This window comes from Sphingomonas sp. UYP23 (assembly GCF_054059235.1).
In genome coordinates, this window is the sequence record NZ_JBSSBX010000001.1 from 693,946 (window position 1) to 713,746 (window position 19,801).

16 protein-coding genes are annotated in these 19,801 nt (G+C 65.5%); 2 read left to right on the forward strand and 14 right to left on the reverse strand.

Features of this window, described 5'->3' with window-relative positions; translation table 11 throughout:
* Window positions 1-261: 261 nt before the first annotated feature.
* Complete coding sequence (uvrA, locus tag ACVWYO_RS03630; RefSeq protein WP_457348825.1) at window positions 262-3,159, reverse strand: excinuclease ABC subunit UvrA; 2,898 nt, start codon at window positions 3,157-3,159, stop codon at window positions 262-264.
* Between the two features lie 163 nt (window positions 3,160-3,322).
* Between uvrA and ACVWYO_RS03635 the strand changes: the two genes are divergently transcribed.
* Window positions 3,323-4,069: an energy transducer TonB gene (locus tag ACVWYO_RS03635; protein ID WP_457348826.1), complete on the forward strand. Its 747-nt coding sequence runs from the start codon at window positions 3,323-3,325 to the stop codon at window positions 4,067-4,069.
* Here the strand turns inward: ACVWYO_RS03635 and ACVWYO_RS03640 are convergent.
* Together ACVWYO_RS03640 and ACVWYO_RS03645 are read right to left on the reverse strand one after the other, a co-directional pair.
* Complete coding sequence (locus ACVWYO_RS03640; protein ID WP_457348827.1) at window positions 4,066-4,695, reverse strand: trimeric intracellular cation channel family protein; 630 nt, start codon at window positions 4,693-4,695, stop codon at window positions 4,066-4,068. The two genes, ACVWYO_RS03635 and ACVWYO_RS03640, sit on opposite strands and share 4 nt — an antisense overlap.
* A 70-nt stretch (window positions 4,696-4,765) precedes the next feature.
* The gene (locus tag ACVWYO_RS03645; RefSeq protein ID WP_457348828.1) at window positions 4,766-5,050 is read right to left on the reverse strand and encodes a hypothetical protein; all 285 of its coding nucleotides are present in this window, start codon (window positions 5,048-5,050) and stop codon (window positions 4,766-4,768) included.
* Window positions 5,051-5,101: 51 nt separating this feature from the next.
* On the opposite strand from ACVWYO_RS03645, the gene ACVWYO_RS03650 reads away from it, so the two are divergent.
* Entirely contained in the window at window positions 5,102-5,824 is a 723-nt protein-coding gene (locus ACVWYO_RS03650) for a YoaK family protein (protein ID WP_457348829.1), read from the forward strand.
* 273 nt (window positions 5,825-6,097) lie between these two features.
* On the opposite strand, the gene lpdA is transcribed toward ACVWYO_RS03650, so the two are convergent.
* From lpdA to sdhD, 11 genes are all read right to left on the reverse strand, one after another.
* Window positions 6,098-7,504, reverse strand: coding sequence for a dihydrolipoyl dehydrogenase (lpdA, locus tag ACVWYO_RS03655; RefSeq protein ID WP_457348830.1), 1,407 nt, complete (start codon window positions 7,502-7,504; stop codon window positions 6,098-6,100).
* Window positions 7,505-7,621: 117 nt separating this feature from the next.
* A complete protein-coding gene (gene odhB / locus ACVWYO_RS03660; protein WP_457348831.1) occupies window positions 7,622-8,881 on the reverse strand; it encodes a 2-oxoglutarate dehydrogenase complex dihydrolipoyllysine-residue succinyltransferase in 1,260 nt (419 codons plus the stop codon).
* A gap of 115 nt (window positions 8,882-8,996) precedes the next feature.
* The gene (locus ACVWYO_RS03665) at window positions 8,997-11,936 is read right to left on the reverse strand and encodes a 2-oxoglutarate dehydrogenase E1 component (protein ID WP_457348832.1); all 2,940 of its coding nucleotides are present in this window, start codon (window positions 11,934-11,936) and stop codon (window positions 8,997-8,999) included.
* Between the two features lie 151 nt (window positions 11,937-12,087).
* Window positions 12,088-12,972, reverse strand: coding sequence for a succinate--CoA ligase subunit alpha (sucD, locus tag ACVWYO_RS03670; RefSeq protein WP_010183864.1), 885 nt, complete (start codon window positions 12,970-12,972; stop codon window positions 12,088-12,090).
* A gap of 60 nt (window positions 12,973-13,032) precedes the next feature.
* The gene (mdh, locus tag ACVWYO_RS03675) at window positions 13,033-13,995 is read right to left on the reverse strand and encodes a malate dehydrogenase (protein ID WP_457348833.1); all 963 of its coding nucleotides are present in this window, start codon (window positions 13,993-13,995) and stop codon (window positions 13,033-13,035) included.
* Between the two features lie 202 nt (window positions 13,996-14,197).
* Window positions 14,198-15,307 (reverse strand): cell division protein ZapE, encoded by a 1,110-nt coding sequence (gene zapE / locus ACVWYO_RS03680; protein ID WP_457348834.1) that lies wholly within the window; start codon window positions 15,305-15,307, stop codon window positions 14,198-14,200.
* Between the two features lie 196 nt (window positions 15,308-15,503).
* Window positions 15,504-16,289 carry a succinate dehydrogenase iron-sulfur subunit gene (locus ACVWYO_RS03685; RefSeq protein ID WP_457348835.1) on the reverse strand — a complete coding sequence of 262 codons (786 nt, stop codon included), beginning with the start codon at window positions 16,287-16,289 and terminating at the stop codon, window positions 15,504-15,506.
* Window positions 16,290-16,470: 181 nt separating this feature from the next.
* Window positions 16,471-17,031, reverse strand: a complete 561-nt coding sequence (locus tag ACVWYO_RS03690; RefSeq protein ID WP_457348836.1) for a ClpP family protease — start codon at window positions 17,029-17,031, stop codon at window positions 16,471-16,473.
* Window positions 17,032-17,289: 258 nt separating this feature from the next.
* A complete protein-coding gene (locus ACVWYO_RS03695; protein ID WP_457348837.1) occupies window positions 17,290-17,466 on the reverse strand; it encodes a DUF1902 domain-containing protein in 177 nt (58 codons plus the stop codon).
* 141 nt (window positions 17,467-17,607) lie between these two features.
* Window positions 17,608-19,410 carry a succinate dehydrogenase flavoprotein subunit gene (gene sdhA, locus ACVWYO_RS03700; RefSeq protein ID WP_457348838.1) on the reverse strand — a complete coding sequence of 601 codons (1,803 nt, stop codon included), beginning with the start codon at window positions 19,408-19,410 and terminating at the stop codon, window positions 17,608-17,610.
* The gene (gene sdhD, locus ACVWYO_RS03705; protein ID WP_457348839.1) at window positions 19,403-19,801 is read right to left on the reverse strand and encodes a succinate dehydrogenase, hydrophobic membrane anchor protein; all 399 of its coding nucleotides are present in this window, start codon (window positions 19,799-19,801) and stop codon (window positions 19,403-19,405) included. The genes sdhA and sdhD overlap by 8 nt, the downstream gene beginning before the upstream one ends.

The following is a 19,801-nucleotide window of genomic DNA, read 5'->3' on the forward strand; positions in this document are numbered from 1 at the left end:
AGGCGTCAGATCCCCAAATTTTCTTTCAATGTTCCTACCCTTGGGAATAGATGAAAACACTTTAGACGATCAATTTCTCACGGACCTAAGCACCTTCGGGTCGCAACGTGGCGAGGTAGTCCACAAAGCATTACGATCAATAATAAACCTGCCCGATCCAAAAGAGGAAAAGGATCTCGTGGAGCGCATCATACGTGGTTTGAATGCATTTGAGATAGCACTGTCCAGTGTAGTGCACCACGAATAGTCTGTATATACCTGCTATTTGTCATTCACGGAAGATCGGACTAACAACGGCGCCAAATAATTCCCAGTAAACGACCCCTTCGCCTTCGCCACAACCTCAGGCGTCCCCTGCGCGACGATCTCGCCGCCCTTCACGCCCCCCTCAGGCCCAAGGTCGAGCACCCAATCCGCGGTCTTGATGACGTCGAGGTTATGCTCGATCACCACGACCGTATTCCCCTGCTCGACCAACTGGTGGAGCACTTCGAGCAGCTTGCGCACGTCCTCGAAATGCAGCCCCGTCGTCGGCTCATCCAGAATATACAGCGTCTGCCCGGTGGCGCGGCGCGACAGTTCCTTGGCGAGCTTGACGCGCTGCGCCTCGCCGCCCGAGAGCGTCGTCGCCTGCTGGCCGACCTTGACGTAGCCGAGGCCGACTTCCTGCAGCATCGCCATCTTGTCGCGGATCGGCGGGACGGCCTTGAAGAATTCGACCGCATCCTCGACCGTCATGTCGAGCACGTCGGCGATGCTCTTGCCCTTAAACTTCACCTCGAGCGTCTCGCGATTGTAGCGCTCGCCGTGGCAGACGTCGCACGTCACATAGACGTCGGGGAGGAAGTGCATCTCGATCTTGAGCAGCCCGTCGCCCTGGCACGCCTCGCAGCGGCCGCCCTTGACGTTGAAGCTGAAGCGCCCGGGCTTGTAGCCACGGGCGAGGCTTTCGGGGAGGCCGGCGAACCAGTCGCGGATCTGGGTGAAGCTGCCGGTATAGGTCGCCGGGTTGCTGCGCGGGGTGCGGCCGATCGGCGACTGATCGATGTCGATGACCTTGTCGAGATATTGCAGGCCGGTGATCTTGTCGTGCTTGCCCTGGACGATGCGCGCGCCGTTGAGCGTGCGCGAGGCGGCGGCGAACAGCGTGTCGATCGTGAAGCTCGACTTGCCCGACCCCGAGACGCCGGTGATGCAGGTGAAGGTGCCGAGCGGGAGGCTCGCGGTGACCCCTTTCAAATTGTTGGCGGTGGCGTTGTGGACGGTGATCTTCTTGCCGTTGCCTTTCCGACGCGTCTTGGGGACGGCGACTTCGCGGCGGCCCGAAAGATAGTCGGCGGTGATGCTGTTCTCGTTGGCGAGCACTTCCTCGAAGGTGCCCTGCGCAACGATATGGCCGCCGTGGACGCCGGCGCCCGGCCCCATGTCGATGACATAGTCGGCGGTGCGGATCGCGTCCTCGTCATGCTCGACGACGAGCACGGTGTTGCCGAGATCGCGTAAGCGCCGCAGCGTCTTGAGCAGCATGTCGTTGTCGCGCTGGTGCAGGCCGATCGAGGGCTCGTCGAGCACGTAGAGCACGCCCGACAGGCCGCTGCCGATCTGCGACGCGAGGCGGATGCGTTGTGACTCGCCGCCGGACAGGGTGCCGGAGGTGCGGTCGAGGTTGAGGTAATCGAGCCCGACATTGTTTAGGAAGCCGATCCGCTCGAGGATTTCCTTGAGGATGCGCTCGGCGATCGCGTTCTGCTGGTCGCCGAGCTGGCTCGGGACCTGTTCGAACCAGGCGAGCGCGTCGACCACCGACAGGCGCGTGACGCTCGAGATGTCGCGCATGCCGATCTTGACCGCGAGCGCCTCGGGCTTGAGGCGCGCGCCCTTGCAGACCTCGCACGCGGCGGAGGATTGATACTTGCTCAGTTCCTCGCGCATCCACGCGCTCTCGGTCGAGAGCATGCGGCGGTTGAGGTTGCCGATCACGCCCTCGAACGGCTTCTTGACGTCGTACGACTTCTTGCCGTCGATGAAGGTCAGCGTGACCGCCTTGCCCTTGGTGCCGTAGAGGATCGTGTCGCGCGCGGTTTCGGGCAGGTCTTCCCACGGCGTGTCGAGCTCGAACTTATACTCGCGCGCGAGGCTGCCGAGCACCTGCATGTAGTACGGCGATGGCGGGTTGGACTTGGCCCAGGGCACGACCGCGCCCTTCTTGATGCTGAGCGCGTGGTTGGGGACGACGAGCTCCTCGTCGAACAGCATCTTTTCGCCGAGGCCATCGCACGCCGGGCACGCACCCTGCGGCGCGTTGAAGCTGAACAGGCGGGGCTCGATCTCGGCGATGGTGAAGCCGGAGACCGGGCAGGCGAATTTCTCGCTGAACACGATGCGGCCGGGGGGCGCGTTGTCGCCGAGCACTTCGTTCTTGGGGGTGTGCGGCTCGACCGGATCGGCCGGGTCGACATAAGCGAGCCCGTCGGCGAGCTTCAGCGCGGCCTCGAAGCTTTCGGCGAGGCGCGTCGCGATGTCGGGGCCGATGACGAGGCGGTCGACCACCACCTCGAGGTCATGCTTGTACTTCTTGTCGATCGCGGGGGCTTCGTCGATCTCGTGGATCTCGCCATCGATGCGGACGCGGGTGAAGCCCGCTTTCTGCCATTCGAGCAGTTCCTTCTTATACTCGCCCTTGCGGCCGCGCACGACGGGGGCGAGCAGATAGAGCCGCGTGCCCTCGGGCAGCGCCATCACGCGGTCGACCATCTGGCTGACGGTCTGCGCGGCGATCGGCTCGCCGGTCGCGGGCGAGTATGGGATGCCGACGCGCGCCCAGAGCAGGCGCATGTAATCGTAGATTTCGGTGACGGTCGCGACGGTCGAGCGCGGGTTGCGGCTGGTGGTCTTCTGCTCGATCGAGATTGCGGGGCTGAGGCCCTCGATATGGTCGACATCGGGCTTCTGCATCAGCTCAAGGAACTGGCGGGCATAGGCCGACAGGGATTCTACATAGCGCCGCTGGCCTTCTGCATAGATCGTGTCGAACGCGAGGCTCGACTTGCCGCTGCCCGACAAGCCGGTGATGACCGTCAGCGTGTCGCGCGGGATGTCGACCGAGACGTCCTTGAGGTTGTGCTCGCGCGCGCCGCGCACGGAAATATGAGTCAGCATGGGAGCAGTCTGTTCCAGATTTGTTCGGGTGGCGCAAGCGACCGGTTGCAGAGGCGAGATGGGGCGTTAAACCCGCAACGACAAGGTTTGGGGGCAAGCGATGACCATGATGCTAGCTGCGGCGCTGCTCACGGTAAGTGCAGCGTCCCCGCCGATCGCGCCGTTGCAGCCGACCGCCAAATGGGCGGTCGACTATGCCGACACGCAGTGCGTCCTGTCCCGGCCTTATGAGACCGGCGCCGGACCGTTGACCTTCGGTGTTCGCACTTGGCCTGTCTCCGGCTGGATCGACATCATCCTGATCGAGCCGCACCCCAGCTCTGCCAATACGCAATCGGGCCGGGCCAAGTTCGTCATGGGTCCGACCGTTGCCGCAATCGACACGTCCTACACCAGCGCCGTCGCCGCTAAAGACCAGCCGCGGATAACGACACTCACCATTCCGGAAGAGGCGCTCGCCACGCTTGCCGATGCGCCTTCGGTCGATCTCGTTTTCTCGGGCAAAGCCCGCGTTTCAGTCGCCTTGCTGCTTATGAAGCCCGCGTTGCACGCGCTCTCGACATGCAACGCCGATCTGCTGCGCACATGGCATATCGATCCCGCCGAGCGGACGTTGGCCGTTACCAAGGCCAAAGCGATCGGCCCTGAGCGATGGATCACGAACGCCGACGTTCCATCGCAGGTGCTCGACCCGACACCACAAGGCGCGGTCATGCTCGTTTGGCTGATCGACACGGACGGCCGCGTGAAGAACTGCAGCGTGGTGATACCCAGCGGCGAGCCGTCCGCCGATGCTGCCGCTTGCGCCGCGATCACCCAGCACGGCCGGTATCGCCCCGCGCTGGACAAGGACGGCACCCCCCTTGCGACCCACTCCGGCCGCCGAATCTTCTGGAATGATGTCCGTTAAGACCTGCCATAGGCCGGCAATGCCAGCCGCCACCGGATCGCCGCCGCCCGCAGCGCAAAACCAGCGCTTGCGGCAATCGGCGCGGCGAACGCCGAAGGCAGGCCCGCGCTGACCAGTACAACATATGATCCCGACGCCAGCGCCGCCGCGGTCACATACAATTCCGGTCGCATCAGGATCGACGGCTCGCCCGCGAGCACGTCGCGGATGACCCCGCCGATGCATGCCGTCACCACGCCCATCAGCGCGGTCGGCACGGGCGGAATGCCGAACGCGAGCGCCTTGGCCGCGCCGAACACGGCGTAGGCGGCAAGGCCGACCGCATCGAGCCAGTCGAGCGCAGTCCCTTTCCACCACCGCTCGGGCGTCGTCCACACCAGCACCGCGACCGCAAGGCAGGTGCCCGCGACGAAACGGTCGTGCACCCAGAACACCGGCGCGCCGATCAGCAGATCGCGGACCGACCCGCCCCCAACGCCGGTGACCAGCGCGAAGAAGGTGGCGGTGACGAGCGTCTGGCGGTGGCGGATCGCGGCGAGCGCGCCGGTGATCGCGAACACGGCGATCCCGAACAGATCGAGCCAGGGCAGCGCGGAGCCGAATTGCCAGGGGAATTGCGAGGGCATTCCCGCGCTCTACCCGGCGAATGCGCGCGAGGGAATGCGGCGCGCGACACGGGGCCGCGCGCCGGGGAAATCAGCGGACCGCCGCTGCGTCGTTGGCGACGACTTCGCCGCGCTGTTCGGGCGTCATCGCGCTCGCGTCGACATCGGCGGCGCGGATCGCGTCGGCGCGGTCTTCGCCGGTCTTGCGCTCGGCCTTGGCCTGCGCCTCGAGGTCCTTGGCATTGGCCTCCATCGCGTCGGCACGGTTGTCGGCGGCCTTCTCGACCTGCTTGGCGAGCTTGCCGTCGCCATTGCCGCCGCACGCGGCAAGCGGGAGGGCGACCAACGCCAGCGCCGCGATCATTGTCTTCTTCATCGGTAACCCCTGTTGGACACGTACCGTCCTGGTACGCGCGAGAAAACCGCCGTGCGCGTCGATCGTTCCGCCTGCGCAGCGAGCCCGACGCTGGCATCGCCGCGACGCATCGGGCATGATCGCGCGATGCGACAGTATCAGCGCTCCACCCTCCTCTTCGCGGCGTGCCTCACCGGGCTGGCGGGGTTCGTCGATGCGCTGGCCTATTCGAGCATGGGCGGCTTTTTCGCCTCGTTCATGAGCGGCAACACGACGCGGCTCGGCGTTTCGCTCGCGACGGGGGCGAGCAGCGATGCGCGGATCGGCGCCGGACTGATCCTGAGCTTCGTCAGCGGCGTGATCGCGGCGACGATCGTGGCGCGGGCGCGTCCGCGCCACCAGCGCGTCGCGGTTATGGCGCTGGTCACCCTGCTGCTTGGTGGGGCGGCGCTGTTCGCGCCCTATCATCCTGCGATCGTCCCGCTCCTGCTGCTCGCGACCGCGATGGGGGCGGAGAATGGCGTGTTCACGCGCGACGGTGCAGTCAGCATCGGGCTGACCTATATGACGGGCGCGCTGGTGCGGATCGGCCAGGGGCTGGCGGGCGCGCTGATGGGCGATGGACCCCGCTGGGAATGGGCACGGCATCTGGCGCTGTGGGTGGGGTTCGGCGCCGGGGTGATTGCTGGCGCACGGTGTTATGGGGCTTATGGGATTGGCGCGCTATGGATCGCGGCCGGCGCGGCGGCGGTGCTGACGGTGGCGGCGCGCGCGACGCAGCGCGATCCGGCTTAGGGGCGGCACCCCTACCGAGCAGATGTAACCGAGCAGATCCCCGGCGAAGGCTGGGGCCCAGTCGTGCTGGCGGTGCCGATCAAGCGACACCGCTCGCTTATATCCGCCCTTGCTACTGGCCCCGGCCTTTCGCCGGGGAACGGGGTGTGGTCTGTTGGCTTCCTTGCGGGCAGCGGCGTGGCAAAGCCACGCCGTCGGTCGGCGCTTTGAGCGCCACCGGCCGGTCTGATCGCGGCGGGGCCTCGCCGTAGCTTGCGCTACGGCTTGGCGCGATCAGACGTGGATCGCCTTCCCGCGCACCGCCATCGCGGCCTCCTTCATCGCCTCGCTATGCGTCGGGTGCGCATGGCAGGTGTAGGCGATGTCCTCGCTCGTCGCGCCCATCTCCATGCCCAAAGCGGCCTCGGCGATCATCGTGCCCGCGGGCACTGCGATCGCCCAGACTCCGAGCACGCGGTCGGACTTGGCATCGGCGATGATCTTCACGAAGCCGTCGGGCTCGTGGTTGGTCTTGGCGCGGCTGTTGCCCGCCATCGGGAACTTGCCGACCTTGATCTCGCCGCCGTTCTTGGTGGCCTGCTCGCGCGCGACTTCCTCGGTGAGGCCGACGCCGGCGATTTCGGGCCAGGTGTAGACGACGCTCGGGATGACCGCGTGGTTCACGATGCCGGTCTGGCCGGCGATGTTCTCGGCAACCGCGATGCCTTCGTCCTCGGCCTTGTGCGCGAGCATCGGGCCGGGGATGACGTCGCCGATCGCCCACACGCCGGGGACAGCCGTCTGGAAGCGATGGTCGGTGTCGATCTGCCCGCGCGCGTTGGTCGCGAGACCGGCCTTTTCAAGCGCGAGACCGTCGGTGTTGGGACGACGGCCGATCGACACGAGCACGCAATCCGCCTCGATCGTCTCGGCTGGGCCGCCTGCCGACGGCTCGACCGTCAGCGTGGCATTGTCGCCGTTGACGGTGACGCCCGTCACCTTGGTCGAGAGCTTGAATTCGATGCCCTGCTTCTTGAAGATCTTGTTCGATTCCTTGCGGATATCGCCGTCGAAGCCGGGGAGGATCTGGTCAAGATATTCGACGCAGGTGACCTTGGCGCCGAGCCGGCGCCACACGCTGCCGAGCTCGAGCCCGATCACGCCGCCGCCGATCACGACCATATGCTCTGGCACCTTGTCGAGCTCGAGCGCGCCGGTCGAATCGACGACGACCTTCTGGTCGACGGTGACACCGGGGAGCGGGGTGACCGACGAGCCCGTCGCGATCACGATATCCTTGGCGGTGACGGTCTGCTCGCCGACCTGAACGGTGTGCGCATCGACGAACGCGCCGCGGCCCTTGAGCCAGGTCACCTTGTTCTTCTTGAACAGGAAGGCAATGCCGCCGGTCAGCTGGTTGATCGCGTCGATGCGCTGCGCGTGCATCTGCGGCAGGTCGAGCTCGGGCGTGACCTTGATACCCAGCTTGGCCATCGTGCCGTTGGCGGCAGCGTCGAAATATTCCGACGCGTGGAGCAGCGCCTTGGACGGGATGCAGCCGACGTTGAGGCAGGTGCCGCCGAGCGTCTCGCGCGATTCGACGCAGGCGGTGCGCAGGCCGAGCTGGGCTGCACGGATGGCGGCGACATAGCCGCCGGGGCCCGAACCGATGATGAGGACGTCGTAATCGTAGTCAGCCATGTGTCACTCCGTTCGCCCCGAGCTTGCCGAGGGGCTGCCTTCTCTTCCGTCCGACAGACAAGGACAGTGCTTCGGCAAGCTCAGCACGAACGGAATATGGGTAGATGCGATCCGATATTACAGGTCGATCAGGATCCGGGTCGGATCTTCGATCGCATTTTTCAGCGCGACGAGGAACGTCACCGCTTCGCGACCGTCGATCAGGCGGTGATCGTAGCTGAGCGCCAGATACATCATCGGGCGGATCACGATCTGGCCGTTGACCACCACCGCGCGGTCCTCGATGCGGTGCAGGCCGAGCACGGCGGCCTGCGGCGGGTTGATGATCGGGGTCGACATCAGCGAGCCGAACACGCCGCCGTTCGAGATGGTGAAGGTACCGCCCTTCATCTCGTCCATCTTGAGCGTGCCGTCCTTGGCGCGCTTGCCGAAATCGCCGATCGTCTTTTCGACCTGCGCGACCGACATCTGGTCGGCATCGCGCACCACCGGCACGACGAGACCGCCCGGCGACGACACCGCGACCGAGATATCGGCATAATCGTGATAGACGATCTCATCGCCCTCAATCGAGGCGTTGACGCTCGGGATGTCCTTGAGCGCGAGGCACGCGGCCTTCACGAAGAAGCCCATGAAGCCGAGGCGGACGCCGTGCTTCTTCTCGAACAGGTCCTTGTACTTGGCGCGTGCTTCGATGACCGCGGTCATGTCGACGTCGTTGAAGGTCGTCAGCAGCGCGGCGGTATTCTGCGCTTCCTTGAGGCGCTTGGCGATCGTCTGGCGCAGGCGCGTCATGCGGACGCGCTCTTCCTTCCGGCCCGAGGCGGCGGCAACCGAAGCGGCGACCGGGATCGGCGCTGCTGCGGGTGCAGGTGCCGGCGCGGGGGTCGAGGCGGCAGCGGCCGCGACGTCGTCCTTGGTCAGGCGGCCGTCCTTGCCGGTGCCCTTGACGGTCGCGGGGTCGACACCGTGCTCGAGCACCGCGCGGCGGACCGACGGCGAGAGCGCGGCGGGCGTGTCGCGCGGGTCTGAGGCAGGCGCCTGCTGGCCGGCGGTCGTGGCGGGCGATGCCTGCGCCTCAGCAGCTGGCGACTGGAGCACGGCGGGCTGCGGCGCGGCGGCGGCGGCGGGAGCGCCCTCACCTGCATCGATCGTCGCGATCATGGCGCCGACAAGCACGGTGTCACCGACCTGCACCGCGTGCTGCCCCATCACGCCGGCGACCGGCGACGGGACTTCGACCGAGACCTTGTCGGTCTCGAGGCTCGCGATCGGCTCGTCGACCGCGACCTTGTCGCCAGGCTGCTTGAGCCATTCGCCGAGCGTCGCTTCGGTGATCGATTCACCGAGTACCGGGACTGTTACTTCGGTTGCCATATCCGCCTCTTTTTCTCTTCCCCGGCGGAAGCCGGGGCCCAGGTGCGCAGCGTCTGCTGATCAGCCGCTCCGCGAAGTTACACAGGCCCGGCTGCTCGCGCAGCCGGGGTAAACATCAAACCTTGCGCGTACGGCGAATTTCTTCGCGAACGCTGTGGCCGAGCGCATCGGCGACGAGTGCCGCCTGCTCGGTCTGGTGCCGCTTCATCAGGCCGGTCGCTGGCGATGCCGAGGCCGCACGGCCGGCATAGCGCGCACGCTGCACCGTGCCGCCCGCTTCGACCAGGCAGTCCTCGATGAACGGGTCGACGAAGGTCCACGCGCCGTTGTTCTTCGGCTCTTCCTGCGCCCACACCACCGTCTCGAGGTTGGGCATGCGCTTCAGACGTTCGACCAGCGGCTCGCCCGGGAAGGGATAGAGCTGCTCGACGCGGACGATCGACGTGTTCTGGTCGCCAGCGGCATCGCGCGCTTCCATCAGGTCGTAGGCGACCTTGCCGGTGCACAGCACGAGGCGCTTCACGTCCGCATCGGCCGGGGCCGAAGGATCGCTCAGCATCCGCTGGAAGTGGCTGTCGCCGGTGAAGTCGGCGGTTTTCGAGACGGCCAGCTTGTGCCGCAGCAGCGACTTGGGCGTGAAGATCACCAGCGGCTTGCGGAACGAGCGGTGCATCTGCCGGCGCAGCAGGTGGAAGTAATTGGCCGGCGTGGTGCAGTTTGCGACCTGGATATTGTCCTGCGCGCAGAGCTGCAAGAAGCGCTCGACGCGGGCCGACGAATGCTCCGGCCCCTGCCCTTCATAGCCGTGCGGCAGCAGCATCACGAGGCCGTTGGCGCGCAGCCACTTGGCCTCGCCCGACGCGATGAACTGGTCGATCATGATCTGCGCGCCGTTCATGAAGTCGCCGAACTGCGCCTCCCACAGCACCAGCGTCTTCGGATCGGCAAGCGCGTAGCCATATTCGAAACCGAGCACGCCGTACTCGCTGAGCGGCGAATCGAGCACTTCGAAACGGCCATGCTCGACGGTCGAGAGCGGGCGATACTTGTGCTCGTCGGTCTGATCGACCCACACCGCGTGACGCTGCGAGAAGGTGCCGCGACCCGAATCCTGGCCCGACAGACGGACGCCATAGCCTTCCGAGAGCAGCGAGCCGAACGCCAGCGCTTCGCCGGTCGCCCAGTCGAAATTCTCGCCGGTCTTGAACATCTGCCGCTTGGCGTCGAGCACGCGGTTGAGCGTCTTGTGGACGGTCAGCCCCTCGGGGATCGTCGTCAGCGTGCGGCCGAGCGAGTCGAACAGCTTCTGCTCGATGCTCGTCTCGACGTTGCGGCGTGCGCTCTCCGAATCGGCGGGCGAATGCAGCCCCGACCAACGCCCGGCAAACCAGTCGGCCTTGTTGGGCTTGTAGGTCGCGCCGGCCTCGAACTCGCCCTCGAGCAAGGTCGTGAACTGCGTGATGTTGGCGTCGATCCAGGCGCGGTCGATCACCTTCTGCTCGATCAGCTTCTGGCCGTAGACCTCGCTGACCGGCGGATGCTTGCGGATGATGTCGTACATCAGCGGCTGCGTGAAGGAGGGCTCGTCGCCCTCGTTGTGACCGTTGCGGCGATAGCACCACATGTCGATCACCACGTCGCGGTGGAACTTCTGGCGGTATTCGATCGCCATCTTGGTGGCGAAGGTCACGGCCTCGGGATCATCACCGTTGACGTGGAAGATCGGCGCCTGGACGCCCTTGGCGACGTCCGACGGGTAAGGCGACGAGCGCGCGAACTGCGGCGACGTCGTGAAGCCGACCTGGTTGTTGATGATGAAGTGGACGCAGCCCCCGGTGTTGTAGCCGCGGATGCCCGAGAAGCCGAGGCACTCCCAGACGATCCCCTGCCCCGCGAACGCCGCGTCGCCGTGGATCAGCACGGGGAGCGACGCCTTATGCTCGTCGAGATCGCCCGCGATCGTCTGGATCGCGCGGGTCTTGCCGAGCACGACCGGGTCTTCCGCCTCGAGGTGCGACGGGTTGGCGACCAGCGACATATGGACGCTGATCCCGTCGAACTCACGGTCGGTCGAGGTGCCGAGGTGATACTTCACGTCGCCCGAACCCGCGACGTCGTCGGGATTGTCCGATCCGCCGCCGAATTCGTGGAAGATGATGCGGAAGGGCTTGGCCATCACGTTGGTGAGGACGTTGAGGCGGCCACGATGCGCCATGCCGAAGACGATCTCGTTGACGCCGAGCGACCCGCCATACTTGATGACCGACTCGAGCGCCGGGATCATGCTCTCGCCGCCGTCGAGGCCGAAGCGCTTGGTGCCGACGTACTTCTTGCCGCAGAATCGCTCCCACTGCTCGGCTTCGATCACCTTGTTGAGGATCGCCTTCTTGCCGAGGTCGGTGAACTCGATCGCCTTGTCCTTGCCTTCCATGCGCTCCTGCAGGAAGCGACGCTCTTCGACGTCGGCGATGTGCATATATTCGAGGCCGACATTGCCGCAGTAGTTTGCACGCAGGATGTCGACGACTTCGCGGATCGTCGCCCATTGCAGGCCCATCGTGCCGCCGAGGTACACCTTGCGGTCGATGTCGGCGTCGGAGAAGCCGTGATATTCGGTCTTGAGATCGTCGGGCATCTCGCGCTGCGACAGGCCGAGCGGATCGAGATTGGCGGCGAGATGGCCGCGGACGCGATAGGTGCGGATGAGCAGCATCGCGCGGATCGAGTCGCTCGCGGCGCGGAGGATGTCGTCCTGCGAGGGGGCCGGAGCAGCCGGCGCTGCGGGAGCAGGCTTGGCGCCGCCGCACGCGGGCTTGGGCGCGGGCTCCATCTGGGTCGGGTCGAGCGCCGAGGTGAGATCGTCGGTCGACGAGAGCGGCCAGTTCGCCTGCTGCCACGACGCGCCTTCGGTCGAGCCTTCGAGGCCTTCGAACCAGTCGCGCCACGATGGCTCGATGCTCTCGGGCGACGCCTTGAAGCGTGCGTAGAGCGACTCGATGAAGGCGGGGCTTACGCTGCCCGCAACATCCGCGAAATCCTGGCCTTCAATGCCCATGTGCCTTCACCTCTACTTCCCCTCTCCCAGCGGGAGAGGGAGGGGCCCACCCGCGACAGCGGGTGGGAGGGTGAGGGCAGCCCAATCTGCTAGCCTGCCCTCATCCGGCCCTGACGGGCCACCTTCTCCCACAGGGAGAAGGATTTGTCGTTCAACCGTTCAGCACTGCCAGCAAGGTCGTGCCCAGTTCCGAGGGGCTATCCGCAACGCGGATACCCGCAGCTTCCATCGCCGCGATCTTGTCCTCGGCGCCGCCCTGGCCGCCCGAGACGATCGCCCCTGCGTGGCCCATGCGACGCCCCGGAGGTGCCGTGCGCCCCGCGATGAAGCCGGCCATCGGCTTGCTGCGACCGCGCTTGGCTTCGTCGCGCAGGAACTGCGCCGCTTCCTCTTCGGCCGACCCGCCGATTTCACCGATCATGATGATCGACTTGGTCTCGTCGTCGGCGAGGAACAGCTCGAGCACGTCGATGAAGTTCGTGCCGTTGACCGGATCGCCACCGATGCCGACCGCGGTCGTCTGACCGAGGCCCGCGTTCGACGTCTGGAACACCGCCTCATAGGTGAGCGTGCCTGAACGGCTGACAACGCCGACCGAACCCTTGCGGAAGATGCTGCCGGGCATGATGCCGATCTTGCACTCGCCGGGCGTCAGCACGCCTGGGCAGTTCGGGCCAATGAGGCGCGACTTCGAACCCGACAGCGCGCGCTTGACGCGGACCATGTCGAGCACCGGAATGCCCTCAGTGATCGTGACGATCAGCGGAACCTGCGCGTCGATCGCCTCGAGGATCGAGTCGGCCGCGAAGGGGGGCGGAACGTAGATGACGCTTGCGGTCGCGCCGGTCTTGGCGACGGCCTCGGCGACGGTGTCGTACACCGGGAGATCGAGGTGGGTGGTGCCGCCCTTGCCGGGCGTCACGCCGCCAACCATCTGCGTGCCGTATTCCAGCGCCGCTTTGGTGTGGAAGCTGCCGGTCTCACCGGTCATGCCCTGGGTGATGACCTTGGTGTTCTTGTCGACGAGAATGCTCATGCAGCGTTCTTCCTGTTGGGAGAAAGCGGTGGTGCGATCAGCGCACCACCGGCAGAAAAATCAGTTGAGCGACCCGTCGATCGCCTTGCACGCGACCAGCAGTTCCTTGACCGCGTCGACCGAGACCGAGAGGTTGCCCTTGGCTTCGTCGTCGAGTGCGATCTCGACGATCTGCTCGACGCCGCCCGCACCGATCACCACCGGCACGCCGACATAGAGATTGTCGATGCCGTACTGGCCGGTGAGGTGCGCCGCTGCCGGCAGGACGCGCTTCTGGTCGTAGAGATAGGCTTCGGCCATCGCGATGCCGCTGGTGGCGGGCGCATAGTAAGCCGAACCGGTCTTGAGCAGAGCGACGATCTCGCCGCCGCCGCCGCGCGTGCGCTTAACGATCGCGTCGATCTTCTCCTGGGTCGAACGACCCATCGCGATCAGATCGGGGACCGGGATGCCCGAGACGGTCGAATACTGGATCACCGGGACCATCGTGTCGCCATGTCCGCCGAGCACGAAGCTGGTGACGTCCTTGACCGAGACCTCGAATTCCTCGGCGAGGAAGTGGCTGAAGCGCGCCGAATCGAGCACTCCGGCCATGCCGACCACCATGTGATGCGGCAGCCCCGAGAATTCGCGCAGCGCCCACACCATCGCGTCGAGCGGGTTGGTGATGCAGATCACGAACGCGTCGGGCGCGTTGGCGGCGATGCCCTCGCCGACGGCCTTCATGACCTTGAGGTTGATGCCGAGCAGATCGTCGCGGCTCATGCCGGGCTTGCGCGCGACCCCTGCCGTGACGATGATCACGTCGGCGCCGGCGATGTCCTTGTAATCGTTGGTGCCGGTGACCTTGGCGTCGAAGCCCTCGACCGGCGAGCACTGGCTGAGATCGAGCGCCTTGCCCTGCGGTACGCCGTCGACCACGTCGAACAGCACGACATCGCCAAGGCCCTTGAGCGCTGCGAGGTGCGCGAGCGTGCCACCGATGTTACCGGCGCCGATCAGCGCGATCTTCTTGCGAGCCATCTGGGATCCTTCCGACTATCGCCCGTACCGGGCGTTGTGATTGGGGCCGCGGACGCGCGGCGGGGCAGATGGCGCGCGGCTTAGGCCGGTTTGCGAGTCGGGGCAACCGTAAAGGCAACGACGTTAACAACCAGTATTGCGAATAATTCGCAAGTGCAATTAGGAAAGGTAGCGCCCGTGTGCTACCGCAACGCCGCGGCGCTCACTCGGTGCCATGCCCTTGCGCAAGATACGCTTCGGAACGCATTTCTTCCAGTCGGCTGATCGTCCGCTCGAACTCGAATCGGCCATCGCCCGCCTCATACAGCTGCGCGGGCTCGGCATCGGCGGCGGCAAGCAGTTTGACCTTATGTTCGTACAGCGCGTCGATCAACGCGACGAATCGCGCCGCTTCGTTGCGCATGTCGGGGCCGAGCTTGGGGATGCCGACGAGGATCACGGTATGGAAACGCCGCGCGATCGCGATGTAATCGGCCGCCCCCCTCGCCTCGCCGCAGAGCCGCTTGAAGCTGAACACCGCGACACCCTTGATCGCCTTGGGCACGTGGAGCGTGCGGCCCTGGACGATCATCTCCTCGGACGGCACGTGCGCGCGGTCCTCGACCGGGAAATCGGTGAGGCGGAAGAAGTCGCCCGACAGCATCGCGGTCGCCTGCGGGCCGTTGGGGACGAGCCAGGTGTCGACCTGCCCGAGGCGATCGCGGCGATAATCGGTCGGGCCGTTGAGCGCGAGCACGTCCAGTTTTTGCTCGATCAGCGCGATGAACGGCAGGAAGTGCTCGCGGTTGAGCCCGTTCTTGTAGAGATCGGCGGGCGGGCGGTTCGACGTCGTCACCACCGTCACACCCTCGTCGAGCAGATGCGTGAACAGCCGCGACAGGATCATCGCGTCGGGGCTGTTGGTGACCATCATCTCGTCGAACGCGAGCAGCCGCGTTTCCTCGGCAAAGGCCTTGGCGAGCGGCGGGATCGGGTCGCCCAATTCCTTGGCGCGTTCGGCGGCGAGGCGCTGGTGCACCTCGAGCATGAATTCGGCAAAATGGACGCGGCGCTTGCGGCGGATGTCGAGCGAGTCGAAGAACAGGTCCATCAGCATCGACTTGCCGCGCCCCACCCCGCCCCAGATGTAGAGCCCGCGGGGCGGCTCAGGCTTGCGGCCGAGCACGCGCCAGAGCGTCGAGCCGCGCTTGGGGGTGGCTTGCAGCGCGGCGGCAAGGTGCGCGAGGCGCTGCGCGGCGGCGGCTTGCTCGGGATCGGATTTCAACTCGCCCGAAGCGAGCAGCGCGGCGTAGCGCTTGAGGATATCGGTCATTCCGTAACGCACCTCACATGGATAGCCACGGAGTTGCCGTTACCGCGAGGCGATCCCTCAAATCCTTCTCCCTGTGGGAGACTGTGGCGCGAAGCGCCGGATGAGGGAGATGCGCACGCGCGCCTATGTCCACCCTCACCCATCCCACGCCTGTGGCGCAGGGCCCTTCCCTCTCCCCGTGGGAGCGGGAGATCCATCAAACGACGCGTTCGACTTCCATCTTCTTGATCTCGGCGATCGCCTTGGCCGGGTTCAGCCCCTTGGGGCAGACGTTGGCGCAGTTCATGATCGTGTGGCAGCGATACAGGCGGAACGGATCCTCGAGCTCGTCCAAGCGCTCGCCGGTCATCTCGTCGCGGCTGTCGGCGAGCCAGCGATAGGCTTGCAACAGGATCGCCGGGCCGAGGAACTTGTCCGAATTCCACCAATAGCTCGGGCACGCGGTCGAACAGCAGGCGCAGAGAATGCACTCGTACAGCCCATCGAGCTTCTCGCGCTCGGCGGGCGACTGGAGCCGCTCCTTGCCCGAGGGCGGCGGGGTAACGGTCTGCAGCCACGGCTTGATCGAGCTGTACTGCGCGTAGAAGTGCGTGAAATCGGGGACGAGATCCTTGATCACTTCCATGTGCGGCAGCGGCGTGATGCGCACCTCGCCCTTCACGTCCTCGATCGCCTTGGTGCAGGCGAGCGTGTTGGTGCCGTCGATGTTCATCGCGCACGAGCCGCAAATGCCCTCGCGGCACGAGCGGCGGAAGGTGAGCGACGAATCCTGCTCGGACTTCATCTTGATCAGCGCGTCGAGCACCATCGGGCCGCACGAGTCGAGATCGACCTCGAACGTGTCGTAATGCGGGTTCTGGCCGGCATCAGGATCGTAACGATAGATCTTGAAGTTCTTGATCCGCGTGGCTTCCGGCGCCGCTTTATGGACCGTGCCGCTCTTCTTGATCTTCGAATTGGCGGGAAGGGAGAATTCGGCCATCGCTGTCTCGTTTCCGTGATGCGTAGCGCCCAAGAGCGCCGGGTTTGCGACCGCTCGTACACAGACTGAGCGCGCCCCGCAAACCCTAGCTCTGCATTGCAGCATGCAATCTGCGGCGGGTAGGCAATTTGTCGAGGCCGTGGCGTAGCACATCCCCTCCCTGAAAGGGAGGGGAGGACCATCAGATCACGTCGAGAACCAAGCCCAGGTCGCGCGCTTCCTCAGCCTCGATATACCAATTGGCCGGCGCCTTCTCGCGCAGCTCCTCGAAGTCGACGCTGCTGTCCTTGACGATCGCGCGAAAGCCCTCTTCCTCGATTTCGATCGAATGCTCGACTTCGTGCAGCGCCGCCTTGATCGAGGCGACCACCATCCGCAGCGGGCCGTCGAGCGTGATCGTCTTCGAGATCTTGCGCTCGTGGATCATCAGCCGCGTGTGCCGCGTCAGGAACCGGCGCCCCACGGGGAACGCCGCCATGAAGGTTGCGCCGGCCGAATAGACCGCGACCTTGCCGAGGAACAGGATCTCGCGCCCGTCATGCTCCTCGAGCAAGCGGATATCGTCCGCCATCGTCCGCGCGACCTCGGGATCGCCGCCGAGCGTCGTCAGCGCGATCACGATCGCGCCTTCGGCCGGGCAGTTTTCGAGCTGCTGGCGGAAATTGGTGTACATCAGCTGGTCGACCGGACCCGACAGGCGGATGTGCGGATTGGCGAGCAAGGGGTAACGTGTGGCTGTCATGCCCGCGCTAACCGGCGAAGCGGCGGCTGGTTCCGAGGCCAGGCGGAATGTTCGCGGCGGATCTCAAATCTTCGCCTTGATCCCCGCCTGCTTCAGGATCGCATCAGCGGTGAAGCGTTTGCGCACACCCGCGTCGACGGTACAGGTCAGCTCGGTAATTGGGCTAAACATATCTCGTGATCGCCTTGCCGTTGCGCACGAAACGACACCCATGCGCCCGCAAAATGCGCTTGAGGTCGCGCCCGTAAGAGCTGACCGTCAGGCCGCGACTGATATGGTGCTTTCGGGAAACGCTACGAGTCTGAGACCGTGCGGACCATTCCGCCGGTCGGGATCAATCAGACGAGCATTCTCTAGGATCAATTCGGGCATGACCGCCGCAGCGCGGTCCCGCAGCTGTTCAAGCGTATCACCCTCGGTGATCAGGCCGGGCACATCGCAGTCGAGCGTTTACCACACCTGTGCTTCCGGGTCGTATCCAGCGTGACGAGTCCACAGCGCCATCGGTGCCTCCATCGCCGTTAGGATACGAATTGCACCGTTGAGGGGCAAGGTCGCCCTTGCCCCTCCGTCCGATCAGTAAACGCGCTTCTTCGGCTTGATGTACTCGGCCTCTTCGGTGAGCGTATAGTCGTGGACCGGGCGATAGCCGATCTCGACCTTGCCGCCGACGCCGCCCCAGCCGGTGAAGGTCGCGGTGGTGTGCTTCATCCAGTTCGCGTCGTCGCGATCGGGATGATCCTCATTGACGTGCGCGCCGCGCGATTCCTTGCGGTTCTCGGCCGACTGCATCGTCACCATCGCCTGCGCGAGCAGATTGTCGAGCTCGAGCGTCTCGACCAGATCGGTGTTCCAGATCAGCGAGCGGTCCTTGACCGCGACATCCGCCAGCTTGGCGTAGGTCGCCTTGATCTGCGCGACGCCCTCGGTCAGCAGTTCGTTGTCGCGGAACACCGCGCAGTTCTTCTGCATCGTGCGCTGCATCTCGACACGGATCTCCGCGGTCGGGATCGTGCCGGTCGCATTGCGGAACCGGTCGAGCCGCGCAAGCGACAGCTCTTCCGAACCCTTGGGCAGCGGCTGGTGCGGCGTGTTGGGCTTCAACGTGTCCTTGATGCGCAGGCCGGTCGCGCGGCCGAACACCACGAGATCGATCAGCGAGTTCGAGCCGAGGCGGTTCGCGCCGTGGACCGAGACGCACGCCGCCTCACCGACCGCGAACAGGCCGGGGACGACCGCATCGGGGTTGCCGTCCTTCAGATGAACGACTTCGCCGTGATAGTTCGTCGGGATACCGCCCATGTTGTAATGCACCGTCGGGGTGACCGGCAGCGGCTGACGCGTCAGGTCGACGCCGGCGAAGATCTTGCCGGTCTCGGTGATGCCCGGCAGGCGCTCGGCGAGCACCTTGGGGTCGATATGGTCGAGATGGAGCCAGATATGGTCGCCATTCTTGCCGACGCCGCGGCCCTCGCGCATTTCGAGCGCCATCGAGCGCGACACGACGTCCCGCGACGCCAGATCCTTCGCCGACGGAGCGTAGCGCTCCATGAAGCGCTCGCCCTCGGAATTGGTCAGATATCCGCCTTCGCCGCGCGCGCCCTCGGTGATGAGCACGCCAGCACCATAGATGCCGGTCGGGTGGAACTGAACGAACTCCATGTCCTGCAACGGCAGACCCGCACGCAGCACCATCGCATTGCCGTCACCGGTGCAGGTGTGCGCCGAGGTCGCCGAATAATAGGTCCGGCCATAGCCACCCGTCGCGAGCACGACGTTGTGCGCGCGGAAGCGGTGGATCGAGCCGTCGTCCATGCACAGCGCGATCACGCCGCGGCAGACGCCGTTCTCCATGATCAGATCGAGCGCGAAATATTCGATGTAGAAGTCCGCGTCATACTTCAGGCTCTGCTGATAGAGCGCGTGAAGCATCGCGTGGCCGGTACGATCGGCCGCAGCGGCGGTGCGCTGGACCGGAGGCCCCTCGCCCATGTTCTGCATGTGGCCGCCGAACGGACGCTGGTAGATCGTGCCGTTCTCGTTGCGGCTGAACGGCACGCCGGCATGCTCGAGCTCGTAGACCGCCGCCGGGGCTTCGCGCACCATATATTCGATCGCGTCCTGGTCGCCGAGCCAGTCCGACCCCTTGACGGTGTCGAACATGTGCCACGTCCAATGGTCGGGCGAATTGTTGCCGAGCGACGCGGCGATGCCGCCCTGTGCGGCAACGGTGTGCGAGCGCGTCGGGAACACCTTGGTGATGCACGCGGTCTTGAGACCCGTTTCGGCGATCCCCATCGTGGCGCGGAGCCCCGAGCCGCCGGCACCCACGACGACAGCGTCATAGGTATGGTCGATGATCTTATATGCCTCAGACATGCGGCACTCCGGTGGTGGCGGTGAAGGCGACCTTGAGGATCGCGAAAAGGGCGATGGCGCCGCTGCCGAAGGTGAAGAAGTTGAGCAGCAGCATCAAGGCGACCCGGCTGGCGCCGTGCTGATAATCCTCGATCAGCACCTGCAGCCCGAGCCGGAAGTGATAGAAGACCGAAAGGACCAGCAGCACGAGCGGGATCGCCGCCCAGGGCGAGCCGAGCCAGGTGTGGACCGTGTCGTAATCATAGGCCGGCAGGCGGACGAGCGCGACGAAGAACCAGAGCGTGAGAAACAGGTTCGATCCGGCGGTGACGCGTTGCGCCCACCAGTGATGCGCGCCTTCCTTGGCGCTGCCGAGACCACGGACGCGGCCGAGTTCGGTTCCGTTACCCAT

Bases quoted from the DNA above. Each gene is read 5' to 3' on its own strand.
- sdhD (WP_457348839.1), bottom strand. From the start codon at position 19,801: ATGGGTAACGGAACCGAACTCGGCCGCGTCCGTGGTCTCGGCAGCGCC.
- ACVWYO_RS03690 (WP_457348836.1), bottom strand. From the start codon at position 17,031: ATGACAGCCACACGTTACCCCTTGCTCGCCAATCCGCACATCCGCCTG.
- sucD (WP_010183864.1), bottom strand. From the start codon at position 12,972: ATGAGCATTCTCGTCGACAAGAACACCAAGGTCATCACCCAGGGCATG.
- zapE (WP_457348834.1), bottom strand. From the start codon at position 15,307: ATGACCGATATCCTCAAGCGCTACGCCGCGCTGCTCGCTTCGGGCGAG.
- sdhA (WP_457348838.1), bottom strand. From the start codon at position 19,410: ATGTCTGAGGCATATAAGATCATCGACCATACCTATGACGCTGTCGTC.
- ACVWYO_RS03640 (WP_457348827.1), bottom strand. From the start codon at position 4,695: ATGCCCTCGCAATTCCCCTGGCAATTCGGCTCCGCGCTGCCCTGGCTC.
- lpdA (WP_457348830.1), bottom strand. From the start codon at position 7,504: ATGGCTGACTACGATTACGACGTCCTCATCATCGGTTCGGGCCCCGGC.
- mdh (WP_457348833.1), bottom strand. From the start codon at position 13,995: ATGGCTCGCAAGAAGATCGCGCTGATCGGCGCCGGTAACATCGGTGGC.
- odhB (WP_457348831.1), bottom strand. From the start codon at position 8,881: ATGGCAACCGAAGTAACAGTCCCGGTACTCGGTGAATCGATCACCGAA.
- ACVWYO_RS03685 (WP_457348835.1), bottom strand. From the start codon at position 16,289: ATGGCCGAATTCTCCCTTCCCGCCAATTCGAAGATCAAGAAGAGCGGC.
- uvrA (WP_457348825.1), bottom strand. From the start codon at position 3,159: ATGCTGACTCATATTTCCGTGCGCGGCGCGCGCGAGCACAACCTCAAG.
- ACVWYO_RS03645 (WP_457348828.1), bottom strand. From the start codon at position 5,050: ATGAAGAAGACAATGATCGCGGCGCTGGCGTTGGTCGCCCTCCCGCTT.
- ACVWYO_RS03665 (WP_457348832.1), bottom strand. From the start codon at position 11,936: ATGGGCATTGAAGGCCAGGATTTCGCGGATGTTGCGGGCAGCGTAAGC.